Source organism: Rathayibacter sp. Leaf248, from assembly GCF_920939495.1.
Taxonomy (GTDB): domain Bacteria; phylum Actinomycetota; class Actinomycetes; order Actinomycetales; family Microbacteriaceae; genus Rathayibacter; species Rathayibacter caricis.
In genome coordinates, this window is record NZ_CAKLAV010000002.1 from 765,932 (window position 1) to 790,909 (window position 24,978).

The window sequence follows — 24,978 nt, forward strand, 5'->3', positions numbered from 1 at the left end:
GATCCGCCGAGGGCTGCAGACCCTCGAGCGGAGAGCACGGCGTGAATCCGCAGTCCCTGCTCGTCGTCGTGAACATCGTCCTGCTGCTCTTCGCGATCCAGGGCGTGCTGGCGAATCCGCGCCTGGGCCGGGTGGGCAAGGTCGGCTGGGTCGCGTTCATCGTGATCGCCCCGTTCCTCGGCAGCATCGCGTACCTGGTGCTCGGCCGCCGGGGCGGACGGACCGGAGGCGGTGCCTCGCCGAGCGGACCGCAGCGGCCCAGCGGCTGGTTCTTCGAGCGCTGACACGGAGCGCTGACACGGAGCGACGCCCGTCCCCGTCCCGCCTCCCGGCACCGGTAGCCTCCTGGGCACCGTCCCGCTCGCGACCCTGGAGCACCGTGCCCCGCACTCCCCGCCCCTGGCTGATGCTCGCGATCGGAGTGGCCGCGCAGGCCGCGACGACCGTGTTCGTGTCCGTCCCGCCGTTCCTGATCCCCCTCCTGCACACGCAGTACGGCTACTCCCTCGCCGAGGCGGGCCTGCTCGCCGCCGCGCCGAACGTCGGGCTCGTGCTCACCCTCGTCGCGTGGGGAGCCCTCGCCGACCGGTACGGCGAGCGGATCGTGCTCGCGACCGGAGTGGCGGCAACGGCGCTCGCGGGGGTCGGCGCGATGCTCACCGGCGATCTCGTGCTCCTCGGCGTCTTCCTCCTGCTGGGCGGCATGGCGTCCGGCAGCGTCAACGCCGCGAGTGGCCGCGTCGTGATCGGCTGGTTCCCGCGCAACCGCCGCGGGCTCGCCATGGGCATCCGGCAGATGAGCCAGCCGCTCGGAGTCGCGGTCGCGTCGCTCACGGTGCCGCCGCTCGCGAGCGCCGCCGGGGTGCCCGCCGCGCTCGCCCTGCCCGTCGTGCTGCTCGTCGTGCTCGCCGTCGCGTGCACGATCGGCATCGTCGATCCGCCCCGTCCGCCGCGGACCGAGGCCTCGGCTCAGGTGCGGAACCCCTACCGCTCCGGCGCCGCGCTCTGGCGCATCCACGGCGTCTCGGCGCTGCTGGTCGTGCCGCAGTTCACCCTCTCGACCTTCGGACTGGTCTGGCTGATCGCCGACCAGGCCTGGGAGCCGTGGGCGGCCGGCGTGCTGGTCGCCGTCGCGCAGTTCGCCGGCGCGTTCGGGCGCATCGGAGTCGGGGTGCTGAGCGACCGCGTCGGGTCGCGGCTGCGTCCGCTGCGCTGGGTCGCGGTGGCCGGAGTGGCGGCGCTGCTGCTGCTCGCCGCCACGAGCGCGATCGACGGGGCGGTGGCCGTCGCCGCGGTCCTGTTCGTCGCGGCGACGACGATCTCGGTGGCCGACAACGGACTCGCCTTCACCTCGGTCGCCGAGATCGCCGGGCCGTTCTGGTCGGGCCGCGCACTCGGAGCGCAGAACACCGGCCAGTTCGCCGCGGCGGCGATCGCGGCGCCGGCGGTGGGAGCGCTGATCGGCCTGGTCGGCTATCCGTTCGCCTTCGCGATCGTGGCGCTGACGCCCGCGCTGGCGCTGCCGCTCGTGCCGTCGCCGCAGGTGGAGGAGCAGGACCGGAGCTGAGAGGCCCGGACACCGCCCCTTCTGCAACCCCGTGACCGTCCGCGGCGCCGTGTCTAGCCTGTAGCCATGGCCGAACGACTGCGCTCGAGTGTCAGCCCCTATCTCCGCTCGCACGCGGACAACCCCGTCGACTGGTTCCCCTGGGGCGAGGAGGCGTTCGCCGAGGCCGAGCGGCGCGACGTGCCCGTGCTCGTCTCGATCGGCTACGCGACCTGCCACTGGTGCCACGTCATGGCGCGCGAGTCGTTCTCGGATCCGGTCCTCGCCGAGCGGCTGAACGGCGGCTTCGTCGCGGTGAAGGTCGACCGCGAGGAGCACCCCGACGTCGACACCGCCTACCTCACCGCCGCCAGCGCCTTCACGCGCAACCTCGGCTGGCCGCTCACGGTCTTCACCACCCCCGGCGGCGAGCCCTTCTACGCCGGCACCTACTTCCCGCCGCGGGCCGTGGGCGGCGTGCCCGCCTTCTCGGACGTCCTCGACGCGGTCGGCGAGGCGTGGCGGCTGCGGCGCGACGAGGTGCACGCCACCGCCGGCTCGCTCGCGAACGCCCTCCGCGAGGCGACCGCCGCCCTCCCCGCGTCGACGGCGCTTCCCGGTGCGGCCGACCTCGACGCGGCCGTCGAGCGCCTCGCCGCCGAGGAGGACCGCGTGCACGGCGGCTTCGGCACGGCGCCGAAGTTCCCGGTGGCGCCCGTGCTCGGCTTCCTCGCCTCCCGGGCGGGCGGCGCCGAGCTCGCCGAGCGCACCCTCCTGACCCTCGCCGCCTCGCCCCTGCGCGACCGCGACGGCGGCTTCTTCCGCTACGCGACCCAGGAGGACTGGAGCGAGCCGCACTACGAGCGGATGCTCTACGACAACGCCCAGCTGCTCGACGTCGCCGCCCTGCTCCTGGGCCGCACCGGCACCTCCGACCGCGCCGCCGTCACCGGGATCGCGGAGGGGATCGCGTCGTTCCTCATCAGCACTCTGCAGCGGCCGGGCGGCGGCTTCGCCAGCGCCCAGGACTCCGAGAGCATCGTCGACGGCCGGCGCTCCGAGGGCGGCTACTACCTCGCCGCGGACCGCTCCGGCCTGGAGCCGCCCGCCCTCGACGAGAAGGTCGTCACGGGCTGGAACGGTCTCGCGATCCAGGCGCTCGCACGCGCCGGGCGTCTCCTCGGGCGATCGGAGTGGCTCGACGCCGCCCGACGCGCCGCCGACTTCCTGCTCTGCCGCCACGTCGTCGACGGCGTGCTCGTCGTGCGCGCCTCGCTCGACGAGCGCGTCTCGGCGGCCCGGCCCGCGCTCGAGGACCTCGGGATGCTCGCCGGCGGGCTCGTGCAGCTGGCGCTCGCCGACGGAGCACCGCGCTACGCCCTCGCCGCCCGCTCGCTGATCGACGGCGCGCTCGACGCCGCCGAGGCGTGGCCGCCGTTCGCCCTGCCCGGCGGCGGCGACCCGGCGCTCGTCGCGCGCGGGCTGCTGCTGGCGGCCGATCCGTCCGAGGGTGCGTACCCCTCCGGCCTGTCGGCGACAGCCGGGGCAGCGCACGAGCTCTTCCTGCTCACGGGGGAGCGGCGCTACCGCGACGCGGCCGACGCGGTCGTCGCCGCGGTGGCTCCCGGAGCCCTGCAGCAGCCGATGGGCTTCGGTGCGGTGCTCGCGCTCGCGTCGTCGCTGGCCGAGCCCGTGACGCAGCTGGTCGTGGTCGCTCCGGAGGCGGCACCGCTGGCCGATCTCGCGCGGGGCGCCCTGGCGACAGAGGTGGGCGTGCTCGCCCTGGTCACCGACCGCGCCGCCGCCGAGTGGTCGGACGCGGGCTTCGAGCTCTTCGAGGGCCGGACCTCCCGCGAGGGTCTGCCGACCGCCTACTCCTGCGAGGCGTTCGTCTGCGCACTGCCGACGACAGACCTGCCGGAGCTCGTCAGGCGGCCGTGACCACCAGGGGCGCGTCCGGGTCGGCCGCCCACTCGTTCAGCGACCCGTCGTAGATGGCCACCTCGCTGACGCCGAGCAGCGTGAGGGCGAGCGCGTCCGCCGCCGCCGCGACGCCTCCTCCGCAGTACAGCACCACCCGCTCGGCGTCGAGCACGTCGCCGAAGAGCGTGCGCAACCGGTCGTGCGGCAGGAGGGTGTTCGTCTCGCGATCCACCAGACGGGCGGCCGGCACGCTCCGGGAGCCGGGGATGTGGCCGCGGCGCGGGCGCTGGCCGGCCTCGCCCGTGAACTCCTTGGGCGGCACCGCGCAGACGAGAGCGCCCGGAGCCTCTCCGCGGACCACCCGCTCGACCTCGGCCTTGTCGACCCAGAGCGGGCGCTCCTCGCGCACGGTGAGTCCGTCGCGCGGTGTCGGAGCGACGTGCCCTGTCTCGAGCGGGCGCGCCTCCTGCCGCCATGCCGTCAGGCCGCCGTCGAGCACCGCGACGGAGTCGAGACCGGCGGTGCGCAGCAGCCACCAGAGCCGCGAGGCCCACTGGCCGACCGCGGAGTCGTAGACGACGACCACCGAGTCGTCGTCGATCCCCAGCGCGCCGACCGCCGCGGCGAACCGCTCGGGGTCGAGCCTCGTGAACGGATGCGGCGCCTCGGCGTCCGAGAGGTGCTCGAGCAGATCCGCGAAGACCGCTCCGGGCACGTGCCCCTCGACGAGGTACTGGTCCTCGCCGGTGAGGTAGCGGTAGCGGCCGTCGAACGCGGGCACGAAGAGCACGCTCGCGTCGATGACGACGAGTCCGTCGCGGCCGAGCTGGTCGGCCAGCCACTGCGTCGAGACGATCGGCCGGGCGAGGTAGGGGGAGCTGCTCACCCGGCCCACGGTAGGCGCCGGCCGTCGCGGCCGCACTCCCGCGCGTAACCCGGGTTCACCTCAGCACTCGATGACGTTGACCGCGAGGCCGCCCTCGCTCGTCTCCTTGTACTTCGAGGACATGTCGATGCCCGTCTGCCGCATCGTCTCGATCACCGTGTCGAGCGAGACCCGGTGCGTCCCGTCCCCGTGCAGGGCGAGCCGCGCGGCGCTGACCGCGGTCGACGCCGCGATGGCGTTCCGCTCGATGCAGGGGATCTGCACCAGTCCGCCGACCGGGTCGCAGGTGAGCCCGAGGTGGTGCTCCATCGCGATCTCGGCGGCGTTCTCGACCTGACGGGGGCTGCCGCCCAGCACGGCGCAGAGGGCGCCGGCCGCCATCGCGCAGGCCGAGCCGACCTCGCCCTGGCAGCCCGCCTCCGCTCCCGAGATCGAGGCGTTGGTCTTGCAGAGCGAGCCGATCGCGGTGGCGGTGAGGAGGAACTCCCGCAGCCCCGCGCGACCGGCCCCGGGCACGAAGCGCAGGTAGTAGTGGCCGACGGCGGGGATGATGCCCGCCGCTCCGTTGGTCGGTGCCGTGACCACGCGCCCGCCCGCCGCGTTCTCCTCGTTGACGGCCAGCGCGAAGGCGTGCAGCCACTCCACGGATGTCGCCCGGGCGCGGTCGAGCGGGTCCTCCTCCAGCGCCTCGAGGCGCTCGCGCATCAGCGACGCGCGGCGTTGCACGGCGAGGCCGCCGGGGAGGACGCCCTCGGTGGCGAGGCCGTGCTCGACGCAGGCGGCCATGGCGTCCCAGATCGCGTCGAGCCGGGCGTCGACGTCGAGGTCCGGATGCAGCGCCGCCTCGTTCGCCGCGGCGATCCCGGCGATGCGCGACCCTGTCCGCTCGCAGATCGCCAGCAGGTCCGAGCCCGAGACGAAGGGGTGCGGATGCGCCGCCAGCGCCGCCAGGTCGGCCCGCTCTCCCGCGCGCCGGATGAAGCCGCCGCCGATCGAGTAGTACGTCTCCTCCCACTCCGGCAGCGCCTCCTCGCCGAGCCAGACGCTGAACGTGAGCGCGTTGGGGTGCTCGGGCAGGCGGGTCCGCGGCTCGAACGCGATGTCGTCGCTCGACATCGGCAGCGGCTGCTCGCCCGCCAGGAGGATCGACCCGTCGACGTCGAGGCGGCGCCAGGCCCCGCGCACCTCCTCGGGATCGCAGGTCTCGGGGTCGAGCCCCGCCAGGCCCGCGACCACCGCGTCGGGGGTGCCGTGGCCGATCCCGGTGGAGCCGAGGGACCCGTACAGGGTGCAGCCGATCCGGCTCACCCGGGGGAGGAGTCCCGCCGACCGCAGGCGCTCGGCGAGGGCAAGGGCGGCGCGCATCGGGCCGACGGTGTGCGAGCTCGACGGACCGATCCCCACGCTGAACAGGTCGAGGACGGAGACGTAGGCGCTCATGACGGGAGACTACGCCCGGTGCGTGCGGAAGGGGCGGGCGCCGATCGGCACCCGCCCCTCGAGTGGTCCTGCGCCTCAGAAGGAGCAGTGCACGTGATCGGCGTGACCGGCGTCACCGGGGCCGAGCGAGCTGCCGGCTCCCATCGCGTCGCAGGCGGCCTGCACCGGCAGGTGGTCGGCGCCGCCCGAGACGGTGACCCCGTCGATCATGTCGATGTCGAACGCGCGCCCGGTGTAGTGCAGCGAGCCCGCGCTGTGCTCCTCGCCCGCGATCGAGGTGACGCGGACCGAGAAGCCGTGCTCGGTGCTCAGTCGCAGGAGGGCGTCGAGCATCACCGGGTCCAGCTGCACGGGACCGGACCCGGCGTGACCCTCGGGACTCGTCATCGCCGGCCGGCCGGCCGCCGTGTCGGTGACGTTCTGCAGGGCTGTGGAGGCGGGATCCGGGGTGAGCGCCACGAACTCGATGCCCGGGTCGTCGAGGATCGCCTGCGCGGTCGCCGCCGCGTCGCCGCTCGGCGGGGGAGTCGTGCCTCCGCCGCCGCCGGCGATCAGCGCCTTCCAGGTGGCCGGTCCGACGATGCCGTCGGCGGTCAGTCCGGCGCCGCTCTGGAAGCTCTTCACGGCCGCATCGGTGCCGGAGCCGAACGCCCCGTCGACCGCGATCGAGGCGCCGTTCGCGGTGAGCTGGGTCTGCGCCGCGCTCACGGCGTCACCGGAGTCGCCACTCCGGACGGTCGTGGCCAGTGCGCCCCACGTCTCCGCGCCGATGACGCCGTCGGCCGCCAGGCCCTTCGCCGACTGGAACGCGGTGGTGGCGCTCGCCGTGCCCGCGCCGAACTCCCCGTCGACGGCGAGCGACTGACCGGAGCCGCGCAGCAGGTACTGCGCGGTGGTCACGTCCTCGCCGCTGGAGCCGGAGGAGAGGACCGGCCAGTCGGCCGCCTGCGCGCTCGTGGCGCCGCCGACGACGACGCCGACGGCGAGGAGCAGGGCTGTGAGGACGGCCAGGGCGCGGGCGCCCAGGCTCCGCGGCCGCTCCTCGACGATCGGGGTGGTGGTGGTCTCGGTCGTGATGCTCATGATCCTCATCCCTCGCTCTCGACGGCCTCGCGGGCCAGGGTCTCCCACTGCGCGTAGGCGTCCGGGTAGTCCGAGACCTGCACCGTCTGCGCCGCCTCGGTCACGCTCATCGACTCCCAGCCCGGCACGTCGGTGAGGCCTGTGTTCTTGGTCGGGCTGTTCGCGGCTCCGTAGAAGGCCCGCGAGGCGAACACCGGGTCGACGAGGTCGGCCGCGTCGCCCCAGCCGGTCGACGGCCGCTGCTGGAAGAGGCCGACCGAGTCGCGGTCGCCGCCCTCGAGGTTCCGCAGCCGCGACTCCTGCATGGCCGTCGCGATCGCGATGACCCAGCCGTACTCGGGCACGCCGGCGGTCTTCCCCTCGGCGATGATCGTGCGAACGTTCGCGAGCTGCTCCTCGCTGAGGGAGGCGAACGTCTCGCCGGGCTGACCCGGATCGGGGGTCGTGCCCGAGCCCGAGCCGATGAGCGACTGCCAGGTCTGCGGACCGGCGACGCCGTCGACCGAGAGCCCGGCCTCCGACTGGAAGGCCTCCACCGCCGAGGCGGTCGCCGGCCCGAACGAGCCGTCGACGGTGAGCCCGGCACCGGTCTTGTTCAGCTGCACCTGCAGTGCGGTGACGGCCTCGCCGCTGTCACCGGAGGAGAGGGTCGTGATCAGCGCGGACCAGGTCTGCTCGCCCACGATCCCGTCGGACGAGAGGCCGCGCTCGCTCTGGAACGCCCGCACCGCCGCGGCCGTCGCGGGGCCGAAGACGCCGTCGGCGTCGACCGGGTGCCCGGCCGCGGTGAGCAGGTGCTGCACCGTCCGCGCATTGGCGCTGTTCTCGCCCTCGGCCACGACGCTCCAGGCGGCGGCCGCGACCTGCGCCGCGCTGGTCGCGGCCGCCGGAGCGGCGACGGCGGGGGTGGCGGCGATCGGCCCGAGTGCGAGGGCGCCGCAGGCGACGGCGGCGATCAGGAGGCGCCTGCCGCGGTGCGGGGGCCTCGGCCGCGACGCTGCGCTCGCCGCCGATCCGGTGGTGCTGGGTGTGAAGGTCGTGTTCCTCATCGTCCGTCCAGTTCCTCGAGGCCGCGAGCGGCTCGATCGTTGTCCGATCCCGGAGAGTCCGTTCTCCCGTGCACCTCCTGCCTACTCGCCTCGTCGCCCCCGCGCGGGGGATCGGAGGGGCCGTCCAGAGACCGTCCACGCGATGCGGAGGCGAATCCGTCGCGCGGGGGAGGCGGCGCGCCGACGCGGAGGAGGACCCTCCTCCTGCCCGCGGATAGCGCGACACGCCCGGGTTGCAGAGATCTCGCCCGCGCTGCTACGGTCGCCGAGCGCGCCACCGGAGCGCGCACCCCCGACGCCTGGAAGGAGCAGTCGCATGACCACGAGACTGCTCGTCGCCGACCGCACGGTCGCCGCGTCCCGCGAACACGCGCTGTCCCTCTCGGGCGAGCGCCTCTCCGCGAAGAACCTCCAGCCCGGCGTCCTCCGGCTCTCCTAGGCAGCTGCCCAGGCCCCGGACGACTCCGGTTCGGGGCCCCACCGCTCCCGCACTCCTCTGCAGGGGAGGCGGCGCATGCACGGCTCGCGGCATCCCGCCGTTCCGAACGCGTCTCCAACTCGATCCCGGCGACCGCCGGGCCTTCACGAGAGGAAGGACCATGCAGAAGACCAGCACCATGCAGAAGATCACCGACCGCCTCGTCTCCTGGGCGAGCATCCTCGACGACAATGCGCGGGAGCAGGCGCTCACCGCCTCGCGGATGCCGTTCGTGTTCCCGCACCTGGCGCTCATGCCCGACGCGCACCTCGGGCGCGGCGCGACCGTGGGGTCGGTCATCCCGACCCTCGGCGCGATCATCCCCGCGGCCGTCGGAGTCGACATCGGCTGCGGCATGATCGCCGTGCGCACGGGGTTCACGCGCGACGACCTGACCGGCCGCGACCTCGCGGCACTCCGCGAGCAGATCGAGCGCGCCGTGCCGCTCTCGGCGGGCGCCGCGAACCGCAAGGTCGTGGCGACCGCCGAGCCGCGCGTCGCGGAGCTCGCCGCGCTCGCCGAGGCGGCGGGCTTCGACCCGGCGCGCTACTCGAAGCACTGGAGGCTGCAGCTGGGCACGCTCGGCAGCGGCAACCACTTCATCGAGGTCAGCAGCGACGAGACCGGAGCCGTCTGGCTGTTCCTGCACTCCGGCTCCCGCGGTGTGGGCAACCGGATCGCCGGCGAGCACATCCGGATCGCCCGCGACTACTGCGCACGCCACTGGATCACGCTGCCCGACCCCGACCTCGCCTACCTCGTGGAGGGCACGGCGGAGTTCGACCGGTACATCGCCGAGCTCCGCTGGGCGCAGACGTACGCGCTGCTGAACCGCGAGGAGATGATGGACCGGGTCGTCCGGCAGTTCTCCGAGTGGATCGGCGCGCCGGTCGAGGACGTGGAGCGGATCAACTGCCACCACAACTTCACCGAGCAGGAGCGCCACTTCGGCCGCGACGTCTGGGTGAGCCGGAAGGGCGCGATCCAGGCCGACGCCGGGCGTCCGGGGCTCATCCCCGGCTCGATGGGCACTGCGTCGTACGTGGTGGTCGGTCGCGGGAACGCGATGTCGCTCGACTCGTCCCCGCACGGAGCCGGACGCGAGTACTCGCGGGCAGCGGCGCGCCGGACCTTCACGCACGACCAGCTGCGCGAGGCCATGACGGGGATCGAGTACCGCGACACGGACGCGTTCCTCGACGAGATCCCGGCGGCCTACAAGCCGATCGACCGGGTGATGGCCGACGCCGCCGACCTCGTCGAGGTGCGGCACACGCTGCGCCAGCTGGTGAACGTCAAGGGCGACTGAACGAACGGGCCGGTCGGGGACTCCCCGGCCGGCCCGTCGTCTCAGCGGATCGTCTTGCGTGCGGTGATCTGCCCGGTGTCGAAACCGAGCAGGTGCAGTCCGCCGTGGAAGCGGGCGTGCTCGACCTTGATGCAGCGGTCCATGACCACCGTCAGGCCCTTGGACTCGCCGTACTCGGCCGCCTCCTGGTTCCAGATGCCCAGCTGCACCCAGACGGTCGGCGCGCCGATCGCGACGACGTCGTCGATGACGGAGGGGATGTCGCTCGCCTTGCGGAAGACGTCGACGATGTCGGGCACGACGGGGAGGTCGGCGAGGCTCTTGTACACGGGCTGCCCGAGGATCTCCGTGGCGTTGGGGTTCACGAAGAACAGCTCGTAGTCGCTCGACTGCTGCAGGTACGTCGAGACGAAGTACGACGAGCGCGCCGGGTTCGGCGAGGCGCCCACGATCGCGACCGTCTTGGCGCGGCGGAGGATGTCGAGGCGCTGCTTCGCGTCCGGGCCCACCCAGGTGCGCTGCGAGCGCAGCATCTTCGCCAGCGGCGAGTTGGTCGGGACGGAGCAGCTGAGTCCGTTGGACAGCTGGACGACGGTGCCGGTGTCGCTCATCGGTCAGACCTCCACGGTGGGGGAGAGGAGGGTCGCCGAGGCGTCCTCCGGGAGCTCGGTCGGCGCGTCCGGTGTGCCGTGCTTCTCGACGGCCGCGGTGAGCGCCTGGTCGAGATCGTAGATGATGTCGTCGGCGTCCTCGATGCCCACCGACAGGCGGACGAGGCCGGGCAGGACGCCCGCGTCGAGCAGCTGCCGCTCGGTGAGCTGGGCGTGCGTCGTCGAGGCCGGGTGGATCACCAGCGTCTTCGCGTCGCCGATGTTGGCGAGGTGGCTGGCGAGGTCGACCGACTCGATGAAGGTCTGGCCGACCGCGCGGCCACCCTTCACGACGAAGCTGAACACCGACCCCGGTCCCTTCGGCAGGTACTTCTGCGCGCGCTCGTGGTGCGGGTGCGCGGGCAGGCCGGCCCAGTAGACGGCCTCGATGCGCGGGTCGGCGTCGAGCCACTCGGCGACGCGGCGGGCGTTGTCGACGTGCGCCTGGATCCGGTACGGCAGCGTCTCGACGCCCTGGGCGAGCAGGAACGCGGAGTGGGGAGCGAGGACCGGGCCGATGTCGCGCAGCTGCTCGGCGCGCAGGCGGGTGAGGAACCCGTACTCTCCGAAGTTGCCGTCCCAGGAGAGGTCGCCGTAGGAGGCGACGGAGTCGTGCAGCAGCGGGAACTTCTCGTGCGAGTAGTGGAAGCGGCCCGACTCGACGACGACGCCGCCCAGCGTGGTGCCGTGGCCGCCGAGGAACTTGGTGGCCGAGTGGATGACGATGTCGGCGCCCCACTCGATCGGGCGCACCAGATAAGGAGTCGCCACGGTCGAGTCGATGACGAGCGGGATGCCCGCGGCGTGCGCGACGGCCGCGAGGCCCTCGATGTCGGCGATCTCGCCGGAGGGGTTCGCGATGGTCTCGGCGTAGAGGACCTTGGTCCTCTCGGTGATGGCCGCCGCGTAGTCGGCCGGATCGCTCGACTGCACGAAGGTCGTCTCGACCCCGAAGCGGCGCAGCGTCACGTCGAGCTGCGTGATCGATCCGCCGTAGAGGTTGGCGGAGGAGACGACGTGATCACCCGAGCCGACGAGGGCCGCGAAGACGATGAACTGCGCCGAGAGGCCCGACGCGGTCGCCACGGCGCCGAGGCCGCCCTCGAGGCTCGCGACGCGCTCCTCGAAGGAGGCGACGGTGGGGTTGGAGAGGCGCGAGTAGACGTTGCCGTACTTCTGCAGGGCGAAGCGCGCCGCGGCGTCGGCGGTGTCGTCGAAGACGAACGCGCTGGTCTGGTAGATCGGCAGCGCGCGCGCACCGGTCACCCGGTCGGGGATGTTGCCCGCGTGGATTGCACGCGTCTTGAAGCCGTACTCGCGATCTGCCATGCGATCGACGTTACCGTCGCCCTCCGACAGCGGGGCGCGAGAGCTGTCGCAGTCCGTAACAGTCCCAGGATCAGACCGTCGCGTGCACCGCCGCCAGCGCCATCGCGGCGATCGCGAACCACGAGCCGAGCGCCACGACGAGCGCCCGCCAGCCGGTCGTCACGAGCGCGCGCAGCCGCACGCCGGTGCCGAGGGCGAACAGCGCCGCCGCGAGCAGCCAGGTCTGGGCGGTGTCGGCACCCGCGAGCAGCCCCTCCGGCAGCGGCACCCAGGTGCGCACGAGCACGGCCGCGAGGAAGCCCACCACGAACAGCGGCACGATCGCGGGACGCGGTCCGACCGCCTCGCCGCCGCGCCGCGTCGCCGCCGCGGCGATCGCGACCATCGGCGCGAGCATGACCACGCGAGTGAGCTTGACGACCACCGCTACCGCGAGGGCCGACGCCCCCGCGACCTGCGCCGTCGCGACGACCTGGCCGACGTCGTGCACCGACGCTCCCACCCAGTGCCCGAACTGGTCCGCCGAGAGGCCCAGCGGATGCTGCAGCGCCGGCAGCACCGCGATCGCGAGTGTCCCGCAGAGGGTCACCAGCGCGACCGGCACGGCCTGCTCCGACTCCTTCGCCCGCGTCGCCCCGGCCATCGCGCCGATGGCGGAGGCGCCGCAGATCGAGAAGCCGGCGGCCAGCAGCAGGGGCTCGCGGCCGGGCAGTCCGAGCGCCCGCCCGAGCGCCCAGGTGAGCGCGAACGTCGCCAGCACGATGCCCACCACCACGAGGATCGCCGCCCAGCCCAGCGCCGCGATGTCCACGAGCGAGAGCTTCAGCCCCAGCAGCACGATCCCGGTGCGCATGAGGGTCCGCGACGAGAACTTCAGACCCGGCGACAGCGCACCGCCCAGCGCCGGACGGGCCGCCCGCACCTGCGCCACCACGATCCCGAGCGCGACGGCGGCCGTCAGCATCGGCACCGCCGGCACGAGGGCGGCGAGCACCGCGGCGGCCGCGCAGACCGCGACTCCGGGTCCGAGACGCCCGATCAGACCCACGACGGGAGCCACATGTGCGCCTGCCAGAAGGCGAACGAGGCCTGCTGCCCGGTCCAGACGGGGTAGAAGAAGGCGGTGAGCGCGACGGCGAGCACGACGAATCCGAGCACGAGGACGATCCCGCGGGTCCGCTTGCGGACGGGGTCCTGCGGCGAGCCCATCACGATCCCCGCCGTCATCGCGAGCGCGAGCATCATGTACGGCTGGAACACGACGCAGTAGAACTGGAAGACCGTGCGGTCCAGGTACAGCATCCACGGCAGGTAGCCCGCGACGATGCCCATCAGCACGAAGCCCGCGCGCCACTCCCGGTACCGCGCGAGGCGGTAGAGCAGGTAGAGCAGCGCCGCGACTCCGGCGTACCAGATCAGCGGATTCGCGACCGAGGTGATCGCCTCGGCGCAGCGCACCGCGGTGCAGCCGTCGACGCCCTCGGCGCTGTCGACGAAGTACATGCTCGTCGGCCGCGTCATCAGCAGCCAGGTCAGCGGGTTCGCCTCGTAGGGGTGCGTGGCGCGCAGGTTGATCGAGTAGTCGTACATCTGCACGTGGTAGTGCCAGAGGCTCTGCGCCCAGTCGGGCACCCACGCCAGCGCACCGGTCCAGGCGTTGCCCGGGGCCTCCGTCGCCCACTGCCGGGCCCAGCCGCCGGAAGTCCGGAGCCAGCCGGTCCAGGTGAGGAGGTAGGCGACGAGCGCGATGGGCACGACCAGGAGGAAGGACACCGGGCCCTGCTTGAGCACGGCTCCGCTGCCCCAGAAGGGGACGCCCGCGCGGCGGCGCATCAGCGCGTCGACCACGACGAGGTAGACGCCGTAGGCCGCCAGGAAGTAGATCCCGGTCCACTTCACGCCGGCCGCGAGACCGAAGACGAAGCCCGCCACCAGGAGCCACGGCCGCCACCAGAGCACGGGACCCCAGCTGGGCAGCGCCCCCGCGGCGACCTTCTCGGCGAGCCGCAGCTCCGCCCAGCGGCGGTCCAGCAGCACGGCCGTCACGCCGCACAGCGCGACGAACATGAGGATCCCGTCCAGCAGCGAGACGCGCGACATGACGATCGCGTGGCCGTCGAGCGCGAGGAAGAGGCCAGCGAGCGAGGCGATCAGCGTCGAGCGGAAGAGCAGCCGGCCGACGACGATGACGAGCGCGACCGCGAGGATCCCGACGACCGCCGTCGAGATCCGCCAGCCCACGCTGTCGTCGGCGCCGAACGCGCCCATCCCGAGCCCGATGATCCACTTGCCCAGCGGCGGGTGCACGACGAACGACGGCGCTCCCGTGAACGTGTTCACGTCGCCCGCCGCGAAGCCCGGGTCGGGATCCTCCGGCCACGCGCCCTCGAAGCCGAGGTTCCAGAGCGTCCAGGCGTCCTTCACGTAGAAGGTCTCGTCGAACACGAGGGAGCGCGGGTGCCCGAGGTTCCACAGCCGCAGCACGGCGGCGAGCACGACCACGGCGATCGGCAGACCGAGATCCCACAGCCGTCGCCGGAGCGGGGTGAGGGTCAAGCGTGCGAAGACGTCGTCGAACCAGGAGCCCCGCGGCACGTCGGGCTGCGGCTCGCGCACCCGGGGTGCCGCGGCGACGTCCTCCACGGGCTCGACGGGAACCGACCGGGTCGCTCCGGCGGAGTCGAGGAGCAGGTCGTCGAAGTCGCGCTGCGGTCGGTCCGTCACCCGGCCATGCTAACGGGGCGTCACGGCACCACGACCGCCCGCCCGCGCACCTTCCCGTCGTGCAGACCGCGGTACGCCTCCGGTGCCTCGTCGAGCGAGAAGCGCTCGGTGTGTACGCCTGGTCCATCCTGCGCATGTCCACTCGACCAGCACGCGTCTGCCGCAGCACGACCTCGAGTCACCGCCCTCGTCGCGGCGGCGGGGACCGCGCCAGGCGTCAGCTCGCGAGGGGCGCGGCGAGCTCGACGGGCGCTGGGAAGAGACACCCGCCTTCTTGCTGATCGACTAGCCCCGAAGGGGCGTATCGAGACCCACGTCTCCCGGAGGGGCTGTCTCTTCCCCGCCCTGCGCTGGTGCCAAAGGGGCCCGTCCGCTCGATGCAGGTCGCATCACCGAGATCATCCAGCGTCGAACTCGCCTACGAGGGTGATCCCGTTCGAGTCGTCGACGGGGACGGTGCGCGTGACGCCCTTGTTCTGCTCCTGCCGTTCGAGGGCGTGCTCGGGGCAGTTCTTGTCGGGTCACCGCACCTCCGTCACGGTCGGAGCGAGAAGAGCTCCTGGGGTGACGTGCCGAGCGCATCGCAGACCAGGGTGAGCGTGGTGAAGCGGATCGCCTTGGCGCGGTTGTTCTTGAGGATCGACAGGTTCGCCATGGTGATCCCGGTCCGCGCCGACAGCTCGGTCAGCGTCACTCCGCGCTCGGCCAGGACGGCGTCGAGATGGCAGACGACGCGGTGGGCGCCTCCGACCTCGTCCCGGGGGTCAGACGACACCATCGACGTCGTCCTCCAGGCGAGCGCCTGCGCGGAAAGCGGCGGTGAGGGCGGCGGCGACGAGCCCGGCGACGATGACGGAGACCGGCCACTGCGGCAGATTCGTGCCGATGCTCTGGTAGTCCCCGCCCAGGAACGCGTCCTGCTGCTCCGGCGTCACCCGTCCGGCTCCGAACAGCAGCCCGATGCGCGTGTTGAGGTAGGTGGTCGCGATCGTGTCGGCGAGCGCCTGGGTGACGCCTCCGGCCAGGAGAGCGATGCTGAGCCGACGCCAACTCGTGAGCACGAACAGGTCGAACGGCCGCGCGAGCGCGATGCCGCGGAGTGCCCGCAGGAGGAAGACCGTCGCAAGCACGATCGTGACCGCGTGCAGCACCGACGGCAGGGCGCAGAGCAGCCGGAGGGAGAGGTCGGCGTCGGCGAGCGTTCCCGACGCGCCGTCGCGCAGATCGGCCTGCAAGAGTTGCGGCAGAGAGCTCAGCGGCAGACGATCGTCGACGCCACCGGTGGCGATCAGCACTCGGCCGGTCGCGATCGTCACTGCCCGGGTCGCCTCGGAGACGACCGTGAATGCGGCAACGATCAGCAGCACGGCCCGTACGACACGCAGGAAGAACGGCCGGTCCCGTACGCGTCCGCTGGCGATCGCCGTCGAGTTCCCCATGGCATCTCCTTATCGATTATCAATGTTATTGAGCAACGATATGCACGGGGTGGCTTCCCTGCAAGGCAGTCGCCGTCCGGCTTGTGCGCATCAGACCTCCCGAACGAGCGGGCCGACTCCTGCTCCTGGGTCCCCGCAGGGGGCTTGCGCTGGTTCGGGGCTGGGAGACTGGCCGCATGATCATCCTCGCGGGCACGCCCATCGGAAACCTCGGCGACGCCTCCCGGCGGCTCGTGGAGGCGCTCTCGACCGCGCAGCACGTCGCCGCCGAGGACACCCGCGTCACGATCCAGCTGCTGCGGGCGCTCGGCATCGAGAACAGGCCGACCCTCTACGCGCTGCACGACCACAACGAGCGCCAGCGGGCGGCCGAGCTGGTCGAGCTCGCCCGCGACCAGGACCTGCTCGTGCTCAGCGACGCCGGCATGCCCACCGTGTCCGATCCGGGCTACCACCTGGTCGAGACCGCGGTGGCCGCCGGAGTCGCGGTCACGGCGCTCCCCGGACCCTCGGCCGTGCTCATGGCGCTCGCCGTCTCGGGGCTGCCGACCGACCGGTTCAGCTTCGAGGGCTTCCTGCCGCGCAAGCACGGCGAGCGGGTCTCGACCTTCCGCTCTCTCGTCGACGAGCGCCGCACCATGGTGTTCTTCGAGTCGCCGCACCGCATCGGCGACGCCCTCGCCGACCTGGTCGAGGCGATGGGGCCCGAGCGCCGGGTCGTGGTGTGCCGCGAGCTGACGAAGATGTTCGAGGAGGTGCGCCGGGGCACGGCGGCCGAGCTCGCCGAGTGGGCGGCCGGCGGGCTCCGCGGCGAGATCTGCCTGGTCGTGCAGGGCGCTCCGGAGCGGGAGGCGTCGCAGGAGGACGCGCTCGCCGACGTCCTCGCGCGGGTCGCCGCCGGGGCGCGGCTCAAGGAGGCCTCGGCCGAGGTCGCCGAGCGCACCGGCCTCTCGCGACGCGAGCTCTACGAGGCGGCGCTGGCGTCGCGCCGCGGCTGAGCTCCTCCGCTCGTCACACGGCAGAGCCGGGGCCTCGTCACACAGGAGGAGCGGCACCGCGCGGTGAATAGGATGGTCGCCATGTCCGACGGCGCCTCCTTCTATCTCACGACCCCGATCTTCTACGTCAACGACGTCCCCCACATCGGGCACGCGTACACGGAGGTCGCGGCGGACGTGCTGACCCGCTGGCACCGTCAGGCCGGCGACGACACCTGGCTGCTCACCGGCACCGACGAGCACGGCCAGAAGATCCTGCGCACCGCGACGGCGAACGGCACCACTCCCCAGGAGTGGGCGGACCGCCTCGTCGAGACCGCGTGGCAGCCCCTCCTGAGCACCATCGACATCGCCAACGACGACTTCATCCGCACCACGGACGAGCGGCACGAGGTCAACGTGCAGAAGTTCCTCCAGAAGCTCTACGACGGCGGCGCGATCTACACCGGCGAGTACGAGGGCTACTACTGCGTCGGCTGCGAGGAGTACAAGCAGCTCTCGGACCTCGACGAGGGCACCGGCGACTACGAGGGCCAGTACGTCTGCAAGATCCACTCCAAGCCGGTCGAGCTGCTCAGCGAGAAGAACTACTTCTTCAGGATGAGCGAGTACACCGAGCGCCTGCTCGCGCTCTACGAGGAGCGCCCCGACTTCGTGCAGCCGGAGTCGGCCCGCAACGAGGTCGTCAGCTTCGTGCGCCAGGGGCTCGCCGATCTCTCGATCTCGCGCTCGAGCTTCGACTGGGGCGTGAAGGTCCCGTGGGACGACTCGCACGTCGTCTACGTCTGGTTCGACGCCCTGCTCAACTACGTCACCGCCGTCGGCTACGGCCAGGACGACGAGGAGTTCGCCCGCCGCTGGCCGGCGACCCACATCGTCGGCAAGGACATCCTCCGCTTCCACGCGGTGATCTGGCCCGCGATGCTGATGGCCGCAGGGCTCGACGTGCCCAAGCAGGTCTTCGGCCACGGCTGGCTGCTCGTCGGCGGCGAGAAGATGTCGAAGTCGAAGCTCACCGGCATCGCGCCCGAGCAGATCACCGACACCTTCGGCTCCGACGCGTTCCGCTACTACTTCATGCGCGCGATCACGTTCGGCCAGGACGGCTCGTTCTCATGGGAGGACCTCTCGGCGCGCTACCAGGCCGAGCTGGCGAACGGCTTCGGCAACCTCGCCTCGCGCGTCATCGCCATGCTCAACCGCTACTACGAGGGTGTCGTGCCCGGGCCCGGAGTCGCCACCGAGGCGGAGGAGCGCGTGCAGCGCACCGTCGCCGCGGCGGCGGCCACGGCCGACGCGGCGATCGACGCCCTCGCGATCCACGACGCGATCACGGCGGTGTGGACCATCGTCGACGAGCTGAACGGCTACATCACCGAGCAGGAGCCGTGGGCCCTGGCCAAGAACGACGCCGACCGCGAGCGGCTCGGCACGGTCCTCTACACGGCGACGGAGGGGCTGCGCGCCCTGGCCGTGCTGCTCTCGCCGGTCGTGCCCCGCGCGACCGCGAAGCTGTGGACGGCGCTCGGCGTCGAGGAGTCCCTCGGCTCCCTCGCGGCCCAGCCGATCCGCGAGGCCGGCGACTGGGGCCGCCTGCCCGTCGGCACGACGGTCGGCACCCTCGAGGCCCTCTTCCCCCGCATCGAGACCCCGGCGAGCTGACCGCCCGGCCCCTCCCTCTGCTGATCGAGTAGCCCGCGGAGCGGGCGTACCGAGATCCCCGATGTCCGGAGTCGGTGGGCCTCGACACGCCCCTGCGGGGCTGCTCGACCAGCAGCGGGCTCGGGATCCCCGCCGCCCCGGACGCGGGCCGTCCGGACCCTCCCGGTAGCCTGGAGCGCATGACCGACAGCCAGCACGTCCGCGCCCGCGAGAACACCTCCGGCCGCGACCTGACGTACCCTCCGCTGCCCGAGGCCCTCGTGGTCCCCGTCTACGACAACCACACGCACCTCGAGATCGCCGACGGCCTCGAGCCGCTCGACTACCGGGAGCAGCTCGACCGCGCCTCCACGGTCGGCGTCCGCGGCGTCGTCCAGGTCGGCACCGATGTGGCGACCAGCCGCTGGTCGGCCGAGATGGCCGCCTCCGAGCCGCGCATGCTCGCCGCCGTCGCGATCCACCCGAACGAGGCCCCCGAGCTCGACGCGCGGGGCGAGCTCGACGACGCCCTCGCCGTGATCGCCGAGCTCGCGACCCAGCCCCGCGTGCGCGCCGTCGGCGAGACGGGTCTCGACTACTTCCGCACGGGCGAGAGCGGCCGCGGGGCTCAGCAGCGCTCGTTCGAGGAGCACATCCGCATCGCGAAGGAGGCGGGCATCGCGCTGCAGATCCACGACCGCGACGCCCACCGCGAGGTGATGGAGACGCTCCGCCGGGTCGGCGCCCCCGAGCGCACCGTCTTCCACTGCTTCTCCGGCGACGCCGAGATGGCCCGGATGTGCGCGGAGGAGGGCTGGTACCTCTCGTTCGCCGGCAACGTGACCTTCAAGAACGCGGAGCCGCTCCGCGAGGCGCTCGCCGTCACTCCGCGGCACCTGATCCTCGTCGAGACGGACGCGCCGTTCCTCACTCCGATGCCGCTGCGCGGGCGCCCCAACGCCCCCTACCTGCTCCCGCACACCCTGCGCGCCATGGCCGCGCACCTCGAGACCGACGTGGGGCACCTCGCCGCGACGATCGCGTCGAACACCGAGCAGGTGTACGGCGAGTGGGGCGGCGAGGTCGGGTCGGAGCCGACGGAGCCGGTGGGGCAGCTCGCATGAGCGGCCGTCACGCGGCCGAGGTGGAGGCGGCGTCCGTCCCGCGCCTGCTCGGCCCCGCCGAGATCCGCGATCTCGCGCAGCTGCTCGACGTCACTCCGACCAAGAAGCTCGGCCAGAACTTCGTGCACGACGCCAACACCGTGCGCCGCATCGTCAAGCTCGCCGGAGTGCGGGCGGGCGAGACGGTCGTCGAGATCGGCCCGGGCCTGGGCTCGTTGACGCTGGGCCTGCTCGAGGCGGGCGCTCAGGTCGTCGCCGTCGAGATCGACGGGCGCCTCGCCGAGCAGCTGCCGCGCACGGTGGAGCTGATGGCCCCGCGCGCCGAGCTGCACATCGTGCACGCCGACGCGATGCGGGTGCTCGAGCTGCCGGGCGAGCCCGTGCGGCTCGTCGCGAACCTCCCGTACAACATCTCCGTGCCGGTGCTGCTGCACTTCCTCGAGCACTTCCCGAGCATCCGCTCGGGCGTCGTGATGGTGCAGTCCGAGGTCGGCCTCCGCCTCGCCGCGGGTCCCGGCTCGAAGGTCTACGGCGGGCCGAGCGTCAAGGCGGCGTGGTTCGGCTCGTTCTCGACCGGCGGCACCGTCTCGCGGCAGATCTTCTGGCCCGTCCCGAACGTCGACAGCGTGCTCGTGTCGTTCCAGCGCGGCGAGGAGCCGGGCGACGAGGCCCTGCGCCGAGCCGTCTTCGCCGTCGTCGACGCGGCGTTCGCCCAGCGGAGGAAGATGCTGCGGCAGTCGCTCGCCACGCTCTTCGGCGACAGTGCTGCGGCGATCACCGCCCTCGAGTCCGCGGGCGTCCCGCAGACCGCGCGGGGCGAGGAGCTGACCGTGGAGTCGTTCGTCGCGCTGGGCCGGACCCTGGACCCGGCACTCGTGCCGACCCGGGGCGGGGTGCTGCCCGACTCGGGGTCGGACGACCCCGACGAGGACGGCTCGGACCGGGACGAGGGCTCCTCCACCACCCTGTAGCTTGGAGGCATGGCTGCTCGCGCGACGTCGACCGTGGTCCACGCGCGGGCTCCCGGCAAGATCAACGTCTTCCTCAAGGTGGGGGCGGTCCGCGACGACGGCTACCACGAGCTCGCCACGGCGTTCCAGTCTCTGTCGCTCTACGAGGACGTGCGCGCCAGCGCGGCTCCGGACTTCTCGGTCGCCTTCTCCGGCTCGATCGACACGTCCGGCCTCGCGGTCGACGGCAGCAACCTCGCCATCAAGGCCGCGAGAGCGCTCGCTCGGGCCACGGGATACCGCCGGGGCGTGCATCTCGAGATCGAGAAGAACGTCCCGATCGCGGGCGGCATGGGCGGCGGATCGGCCGACGCCGCCGCCACGCTCCTCGCCTGCGACGCGCTCTGGGGCACGGCGTGCACCCGTGAGCAGCTGCTGGGCATCGCCGCGAGCCTGGGCGCCGACGTGCCCTTCGCCTTCACCGGCGGCACGGCGATCGGAGTGGGCCGCGGCGACGAGCTGAGCCCGGCCCTGGCCAAGGGCCGGTTCGAGTGGGTCCTCGTGTTCTCGGAGCAGGGGCTGTCGACCCCCGAGGTCTACAGCGAGCTCGACCGGCACCGCGAGCGCCACCTGCACGACTTCCGCCCGATCTCGGCGTCGCCGTCCGTCGACCCGAACGTGCTGCAGGCGCTCCGGGCGGGCGACGCGGCGATGCTCGCCGACGCGATGCACAACGACCTGCAGGCGCCGGCGCTGCACCTGCAGCCGGGACTCGCGCGCATCCTCGAGCGCGGCGAGCAGAGCGGCGCGCTCGGCGGCCTCGTGTCGGGCTCCGGCCCCACCGTCGCGTTCCTCGCCGCCGACGCGGATGCGGCGCTCGAGCTCCAGCTGGAGCTGACGACGGCGCGCTACAAGGCGGTCCGCGTGACCGGACCGGTCCACGGGGCGCGACTGCTCTCGATCTGACGATCGACGCCTCAGCCCGCACTCCGGGCGGTGGCTTAGAGTGCGGCCATGCCCCCCAGAAGAGCCGCACTGCTCGCGATCCTCACGGGGATCGTCGCCGCCGCCGTCGCCCTCGCGAGCGCCGAGCTCGTGGCCGTGTTCACCGGCGCGGGAGGCGGTCCGCTCGTCGCGGTCGGCGGCTTCGTGATCGACATCGTGCCCGCCGGAGTGAAGGACGCGACCATCGCGCTGTTCGGCACCGGCGACAAGCTCGTCCTCCTCCTCTCGCTGGCCTTCGCCGTCGCGCTGCTCGCGATCGCCGCGGGACTGCTGGAGTTCCGCCGTCCGCCGTTCGGGGCGCTGCTGCTGGTCGTGGTCGCGGGCCTGGGGGCTCTGGCAGCGGTGACGCGGGAGGGGGCGACCGGCCTGGCCGCAGCTCCGAGCATCGTCGGGATGGTGGCGGGCGTCCTCGTCCTCCGCACCGCCGCGGCACGGCTACGCGGCTGGGAGCAGGAGCCCGCGCGGGGCGGGACCGACCGCCGCTCGTTCCTCCGCCTCGTGGGCGTCGCGGGTGCCGCGGCCGTCGTCGTGGGCGTCGGGGCGCGGATGGCGACCGCCGCGTCGGCCGCCGTCACCGCGGTGCGCGAGGCCGTGGCGCTGCCGCGCGCCGCCTCGCCCGCTCCGGCCGTCCCTCCGACGGCCGTGCTCGACGACGTCGAGGGGATCAGCTCCTTCGTCACGCCCAACGCCGAGTTCTACCGCATCGACACCGCGCTCTCGGTGCCGTCCGTCGACCCGGCCGAGTGGTCGCTCCGGATCCACGGCATGGTGGAGGAGGAGGTCGTGCTGACCTGGGACGAGCTGCTCGCACTGCCGCTCGAGGAGCACCTGGTCACGCTGTCGTGCGTGTCGAACGAGGTCGGCGGCGACCTGATCGGCACGGCGCTCTGGCTCGGCTACCCGATCCGCGAGCTGCTGGCCCGGGCCCGCCCGACGGCGGGCGCCGACATGGTGCTCTCGCGCAGCATCGACGGCTTCACCGCGTCCAGCCCGCTGGACGTGCTGCAGGACGAGGGCCGCGCGAGCATCCTCGCCGTGGGCATGAACGGCGAGCCGCTGCCGCTCGAGCACGGCTTCCCGGTGCGGATGGTCGTGCCCGGCCTCTACGGCTACGTCTCGGCGACGAAGTGGGTCACCGAGCTCGAGGTCACGACCTTCGCCGACGACCTCGCCTACTGGTCGACGCGCGGCTGGAGCGAGCGCGGGCCGATCAAGGTCGAGTCGCGGATCGACGTGCCCCGACAGGGCCAGGCCGTCTCGGCGGGCACCGTCGCCGTCGCCGGAGTCGCCTGGGCGCCGCACACGGGCATCTCGAAGGTCGAGGTCCAGGTCGACGGAGGGGAGTGGCGGCAGGCCCGCCTCGCCGAGGCGGTCACGGCCGACACCTGGATCCAGTGGGTGCTCGAGTGGGAGGCGACGCCCGGCGACCACGTGCTGAGCGTCCGTGCCACCGACTCCGAGGGGCTGGTGCAGACCGCCGACGAGGCGCGGCCGGCGCCCGACGGAGCCACCGGCCACCACCGGCGCACCATCGCCGTGGCGTAGCCGCATCTCCGGAGAAGTCCTCGGTGACGGGGCGGTCGAACCGGGCAGAGCGGAGCCCCGTAAAATCGATCCCTATGGCACATCTCCTGGGCGCTGAGGCGCTGCGACTCGAGTACCCCACGCGGGTCATCTTCGACGACGTCTCGCTCGGCATCGAGGAGGGCGACCGCATCGGGATCGTCGGCCGCAACGGCGACGGCAAGTCGACGCTCCTGCGCCTGCTCGCGCAGCGCATCGAGCCGGACTCCGGCCGCGTCACCCACCGCCGCGGCGTCACCCTCGGCATGCTCGACCAGGCCGACACGGTGGACGAGGACCTGACGGTCGCGCAGGCGGTCGTCGGCGGTCTCGAGGAGCACGAGTGGGCGGGCGACGCGCGCACCCGCGACGTGATCGCCGGGCTGCTCCGCGACGTGCCGTGGGACGGCTTCGTCGGCTCCCTCTCGGGCGGACAGCGCCGCCGCGTCGCGCTCGCGAAGCTCCTGGTCGGCGACTGGGACGTCGTGTTCCTCGACGAGCCCACCAACCACCTCGACGTCGAGGGCATCGCCTGGCTCGCCGAGCACCTCAAGCGCCGCTGGGCCACCGCCTCCGGCGGACTCGCCGTCGTGACCCACGACCGCTGGTTCCTCGACGAGATCTGCACCGCCACCTGGGAGGTGCACGACCGCCTCGTCGAGCCCTTCGAGGGCGGCTACGCGGCGTACATCCTGCAGCGCGTCGAGCGCGATCGGATGGCGACCACGATGGAGGCCAAGCGGCAGAACCTGATGAAGAAGGAGCTCGCGTGGCTGCGGCGCGGAGCCCCCGCCCGCACCGCGAAGCCCAAGTTCCGCATCGACGCGGCCAACCAGCTGATCGAGGACGAGCCGCCCGTGCGCGACTCCGTCTCGCTGTCGCAGCTCGCGGTCTCGCGGCTGGGCAAGGACGTCGTCGACCTGCTCGACGTGACGGTGCGCTATGGCGAGCGGACGGTGCTGAACCGCATCGAGTGGCGCATCGCCCCGGGCGAGCGCACAGGCATCCTCGGCGTGAACGGCGCCGGCAAGTCGACCCTCCTGGGCCTGGTCGCCGGCAGCGTGCAGCCCACGAGCGGGAAGGTGAAGCGCGGCACGACGGTGCGCGTCGCGATCCTCGACCAGCAGCTGCGGGAGCTGACCGAGGTGCAGGACCAGCCGGTCCGCGAGATCATCGCGCAGCAGCGCACCAGCTACTCCATCGGCGGCAAGGACATGACGCCCGGGCAGCTGCTCGAGCGGCTCGGCTTCTCGAGCGCTCAGCTGTCGACGCCGGTGAAGGACCTCTCGGGAGGCCAGCGTCGGCGCCTGCAGCTCCTGCTGATCCTGCTGAGCGAGCCGAACGTGCTGATCCTCGATGAGCCGACCAACGACCTCGACACCGACATGCTCGCCGCGATCGAGGACCTGCTCGACTCCTGGCCCGGCACGCTGCTGGTCGTCTCGCACGACCGGTACCTGCTCGAGCGGGTCACCGACCAGCAGTACGCGGTGCTCGAGGGCGCGTTCCGGCACCTGCCCGGAGGCGTGGAGCAGTACCTGGAGCTGCGCAAGGCGCTCGAGAAGGCGGGCCCGGCCGCGCTGTCGGCGACCGCCTCCGCTGCGCCCTCCGGACTCGGCGGCGCCGAACGGCGCACCGCCGAGAAGGAGGTATCGGCGATCGACCGGCGCCTGCACAAGCTGACCCAGCTGACGAAGACCGTCCACGAGAAGATGGCGACGCACGACCAGGACGACTACGACGGCATCCTGGCGCTGAACGCGACGCTCCGCGGCTACGAGGACGAGACCGCCGAGCTCGAGCTGCGCTGGCTGGAGCTCTCGGAGCAGCTGGAGGGCTAG

At 72.8% G+C, this 24,978-nt stretch carries 22 protein-coding genes; 12 read left to right on the forward strand and 10 right to left on the reverse strand.

The window, feature by feature from the left end:
- The first annotated feature begins 41 nt into the window (after nucleotides 1-41).
- From LRG51_RS16600 to LRG51_RS16610, 3 genes are all read left to right on the forward strand, one after another.
- Complete coding sequence (locus LRG51_RS16600; RefSeq protein WP_055793825.1) at nucleotides 42-284, forward strand: PLDc N-terminal domain-containing protein; 243 nt, start codon at nucleotides 42-44, stop codon at nucleotides 282-284.
- A gap of 122 nt (nucleotides 285-406) precedes the next feature.
- On the forward strand, nucleotides 407-1,567 hold the full coding sequence (locus LRG51_RS16605) for an MFS transporter (protein WP_055793817.1): 1,161 nt from the start codon (nucleotides 407-409) through the stop codon (nucleotides 1,565-1,567).
- A 66-nt stretch (nucleotides 1,568-1,633) separates the two neighbouring features.
- On the forward strand, nucleotides 1,634-3,487 hold the full coding sequence (locus LRG51_RS16610; protein WP_230673775.1) for a thioredoxin domain-containing protein: 1,854 nt from the start codon (nucleotides 1,634-1,636) through the stop codon (nucleotides 3,485-3,487).
- Here LRG51_RS16610 and LRG51_RS16615 read toward each other — a convergent pair.
- The 4 genes from LRG51_RS16615 to LRG51_RS16630 form a co-directional block, all read right to left on the reverse strand.
- Nucleotides 3,474-4,355 (reverse strand): sulfurtransferase, encoded by an 882-nt coding sequence (locus tag LRG51_RS16615; protein ID WP_200931027.1) that lies wholly within the window; start codon nucleotides 4,353-4,355, stop codon nucleotides 3,474-3,476. The two genes, LRG51_RS16610 and LRG51_RS16615, sit on opposite strands and share 14 nt — an antisense overlap.
- Nucleotides 4,356-4,415: 60 nt before the next feature.
- On the reverse strand, nucleotides 4,416-5,795 hold the full coding sequence (locus LRG51_RS16620) for an L-serine ammonia-lyase (protein WP_055793808.1): 1,380 nt from the start codon (nucleotides 5,793-5,795) through the stop codon (nucleotides 4,416-4,418).
- Between the two features lie 75 nt (nucleotides 5,796-5,870).
- Nucleotides 5,871-6,878: a peptidoglycan-binding domain-containing protein gene (locus tag LRG51_RS16625; protein WP_230673778.1), complete on the reverse strand. Its 1,008-nt coding sequence runs from the start codon at nucleotides 6,876-6,878 to the stop codon at nucleotides 5,871-5,873.
- A 5-nt stretch (nucleotides 6,879-6,883) separates the two neighbouring features.
- On the reverse strand, nucleotides 6,884-7,927 hold the full coding sequence (locus LRG51_RS16630) for a peptidoglycan-binding domain-containing protein (RefSeq protein WP_230673782.1): 1,044 nt from the start codon (nucleotides 7,925-7,927) through the stop codon (nucleotides 6,884-6,886).
- Between the two features lie 316 nt (nucleotides 7,928-8,243).
- On the opposite strand from LRG51_RS16630, the gene LRG51_RS19550 reads away from it, so the two are divergent.
- Both LRG51_RS19550 and LRG51_RS16635 read left to right on the forward strand, forming a co-directional pair.
- Nucleotides 8,244-8,366: a hypothetical protein gene (locus LRG51_RS19550; protein ID WP_268966615.1), complete on the forward strand. Its 123-nt coding sequence runs from the start codon at nucleotides 8,244-8,246 to the stop codon at nucleotides 8,364-8,366.
- A 178-nt stretch (nucleotides 8,367-8,544) separates the two neighbouring features.
- The gene (locus LRG51_RS16635) at nucleotides 8,545-9,714 is read left to right on the forward strand and encodes an RtcB family protein (RefSeq protein ID WP_230674085.1); all 1,170 of its coding nucleotides are present in this window, start codon (nucleotides 8,545-8,547) and stop codon (nucleotides 9,712-9,714) included.
- Nucleotides 9,715-9,755: 41 nt separating this feature from the next.
- Here LRG51_RS16635 and LRG51_RS16640 read toward each other — a convergent pair whose 3' ends face one another.
- The 6 genes from LRG51_RS16640 to LRG51_RS16665 form a co-directional block, all read right to left on the reverse strand.
- Nucleotides 9,756-10,325: a CoA-binding protein gene (locus LRG51_RS16640; protein WP_055793796.1), complete on the reverse strand. Its 570-nt coding sequence runs from the start codon at nucleotides 10,323-10,325 to the stop codon at nucleotides 9,756-9,758.
- A gap of 3 nt (nucleotides 10,326-10,328) precedes the next feature.
- Nucleotides 10,329-11,693 carry an O-acetylhomoserine aminocarboxypropyltransferase/cysteine synthase family protein gene (locus tag LRG51_RS16645; protein ID WP_230673785.1) on the reverse strand — a complete coding sequence of 455 codons (1,365 nt, stop codon included), beginning with the start codon at nucleotides 11,691-11,693 and terminating at the stop codon, nucleotides 10,329-10,331.
- Nucleotides 11,694-11,763: 70 nt separating this feature from the next.
- Nucleotides 11,764-12,753 carry a YeiH family protein gene (locus LRG51_RS16650; protein WP_230673788.1) on the reverse strand — a complete coding sequence of 330 codons (990 nt, stop codon included), beginning with the start codon at nucleotides 12,751-12,753 and terminating at the stop codon, nucleotides 11,764-11,766.
- Nucleotides 12,732-14,417, reverse strand: a complete 1,686-nt coding sequence (locus LRG51_RS16655) for a dolichyl-phosphate-mannose--protein mannosyltransferase (protein WP_230673790.1) — start codon at nucleotides 14,415-14,417, stop codon at nucleotides 12,732-12,734. Before LRG51_RS16655 ends, LRG51_RS16650 begins: the two co-directional genes overlap by 22 nt.
- A 535-nt stretch (nucleotides 14,418-14,952) precedes the next feature.
- A complete protein-coding gene (locus LRG51_RS16660) occupies nucleotides 14,953-15,195 on the reverse strand; it encodes a helix-turn-helix domain-containing protein (protein ID WP_055793785.1) in 243 nt (80 codons plus the stop codon).
- Nucleotides 15,182-15,856: a hypothetical protein gene (locus LRG51_RS16665; RefSeq protein WP_055793784.1), complete on the reverse strand. Its 675-nt coding sequence runs from the start codon at nucleotides 15,854-15,856 to the stop codon at nucleotides 15,182-15,184. Before LRG51_RS16665 ends, LRG51_RS16660 begins: the two co-directional genes overlap by 14 nt.
- Before the next feature lie 176 nt (nucleotides 15,857-16,032).
- Here LRG51_RS16665 and rsmI point away from each other — a divergent pair, with 176 nt between their 5' ends.
- The 7 genes from rsmI to LRG51_RS16700 all read left to right on the forward strand — a co-directional run bounded on the left by rsmI (nucleotide 16,033) and on the right by LRG51_RS16700 (nucleotide 24,978).
- The gene (gene rsmI, locus LRG51_RS16670) at nucleotides 16,033-16,854 is read left to right on the forward strand and encodes a 16S rRNA (cytidine(1402)-2'-O)-methyltransferase (RefSeq protein ID WP_107575561.1); all 822 of its coding nucleotides are present in this window, start codon (nucleotides 16,033-16,035) and stop codon (nucleotides 16,852-16,854) included.
- A gap of 81 nt (nucleotides 16,855-16,935) precedes the next feature.
- Entirely contained in the window at nucleotides 16,936-18,516 is a 1,581-nt protein-coding gene (gene metG / locus LRG51_RS16675; protein WP_230673793.1) for a methionine--tRNA ligase, read from the forward strand.
- Nucleotides 18,517-18,695: 179 nt separating this feature from the next.
- Nucleotides 18,696-19,619, forward strand: coding sequence for a TatD family hydrolase (locus LRG51_RS16680; RefSeq protein ID WP_055793780.1), 924 nt, complete (start codon nucleotides 18,696-18,698; stop codon nucleotides 19,617-19,619).
- Nucleotides 19,616-20,590: a 16S rRNA (adenine(1518)-N(6)/adenine(1519)-N(6))-dimethyltransferase RsmA gene (gene rsmA / locus LRG51_RS16685; RefSeq protein WP_230673796.1), complete on the forward strand. Its 975-nt coding sequence runs from the start codon at nucleotides 19,616-19,618 to the stop codon at nucleotides 20,588-20,590. Before LRG51_RS16680 ends, rsmA begins: the two co-directional genes overlap by 4 nt.
- A 9-nt stretch (nucleotides 20,591-20,599) precedes the next feature.
- The gene (locus LRG51_RS16690) at nucleotides 20,600-21,535 is read left to right on the forward strand and encodes a 4-(cytidine 5'-diphospho)-2-C-methyl-D-erythritol kinase (protein ID WP_055793778.1); all 936 of its coding nucleotides are present in this window, start codon (nucleotides 20,600-20,602) and stop codon (nucleotides 21,533-21,535) included.
- Between the two features lie 48 nt (nucleotides 21,536-21,583).
- The gene (locus tag LRG51_RS16695) at nucleotides 21,584-23,119 is read left to right on the forward strand and encodes a molybdopterin-dependent oxidoreductase (RefSeq protein WP_230673799.1); all 1,536 of its coding nucleotides are present in this window, start codon (nucleotides 21,584-21,586) and stop codon (nucleotides 23,117-23,119) included.
- 74 nt (nucleotides 23,120-23,193) lie between these two features.
- Nucleotides 23,194-24,978 (forward strand): ABC-F family ATP-binding cassette domain-containing protein, encoded by a 1,785-nt coding sequence (locus LRG51_RS16700; RefSeq protein WP_230673801.1) that lies wholly within the window; start codon nucleotides 23,194-23,196, stop codon nucleotides 24,976-24,978.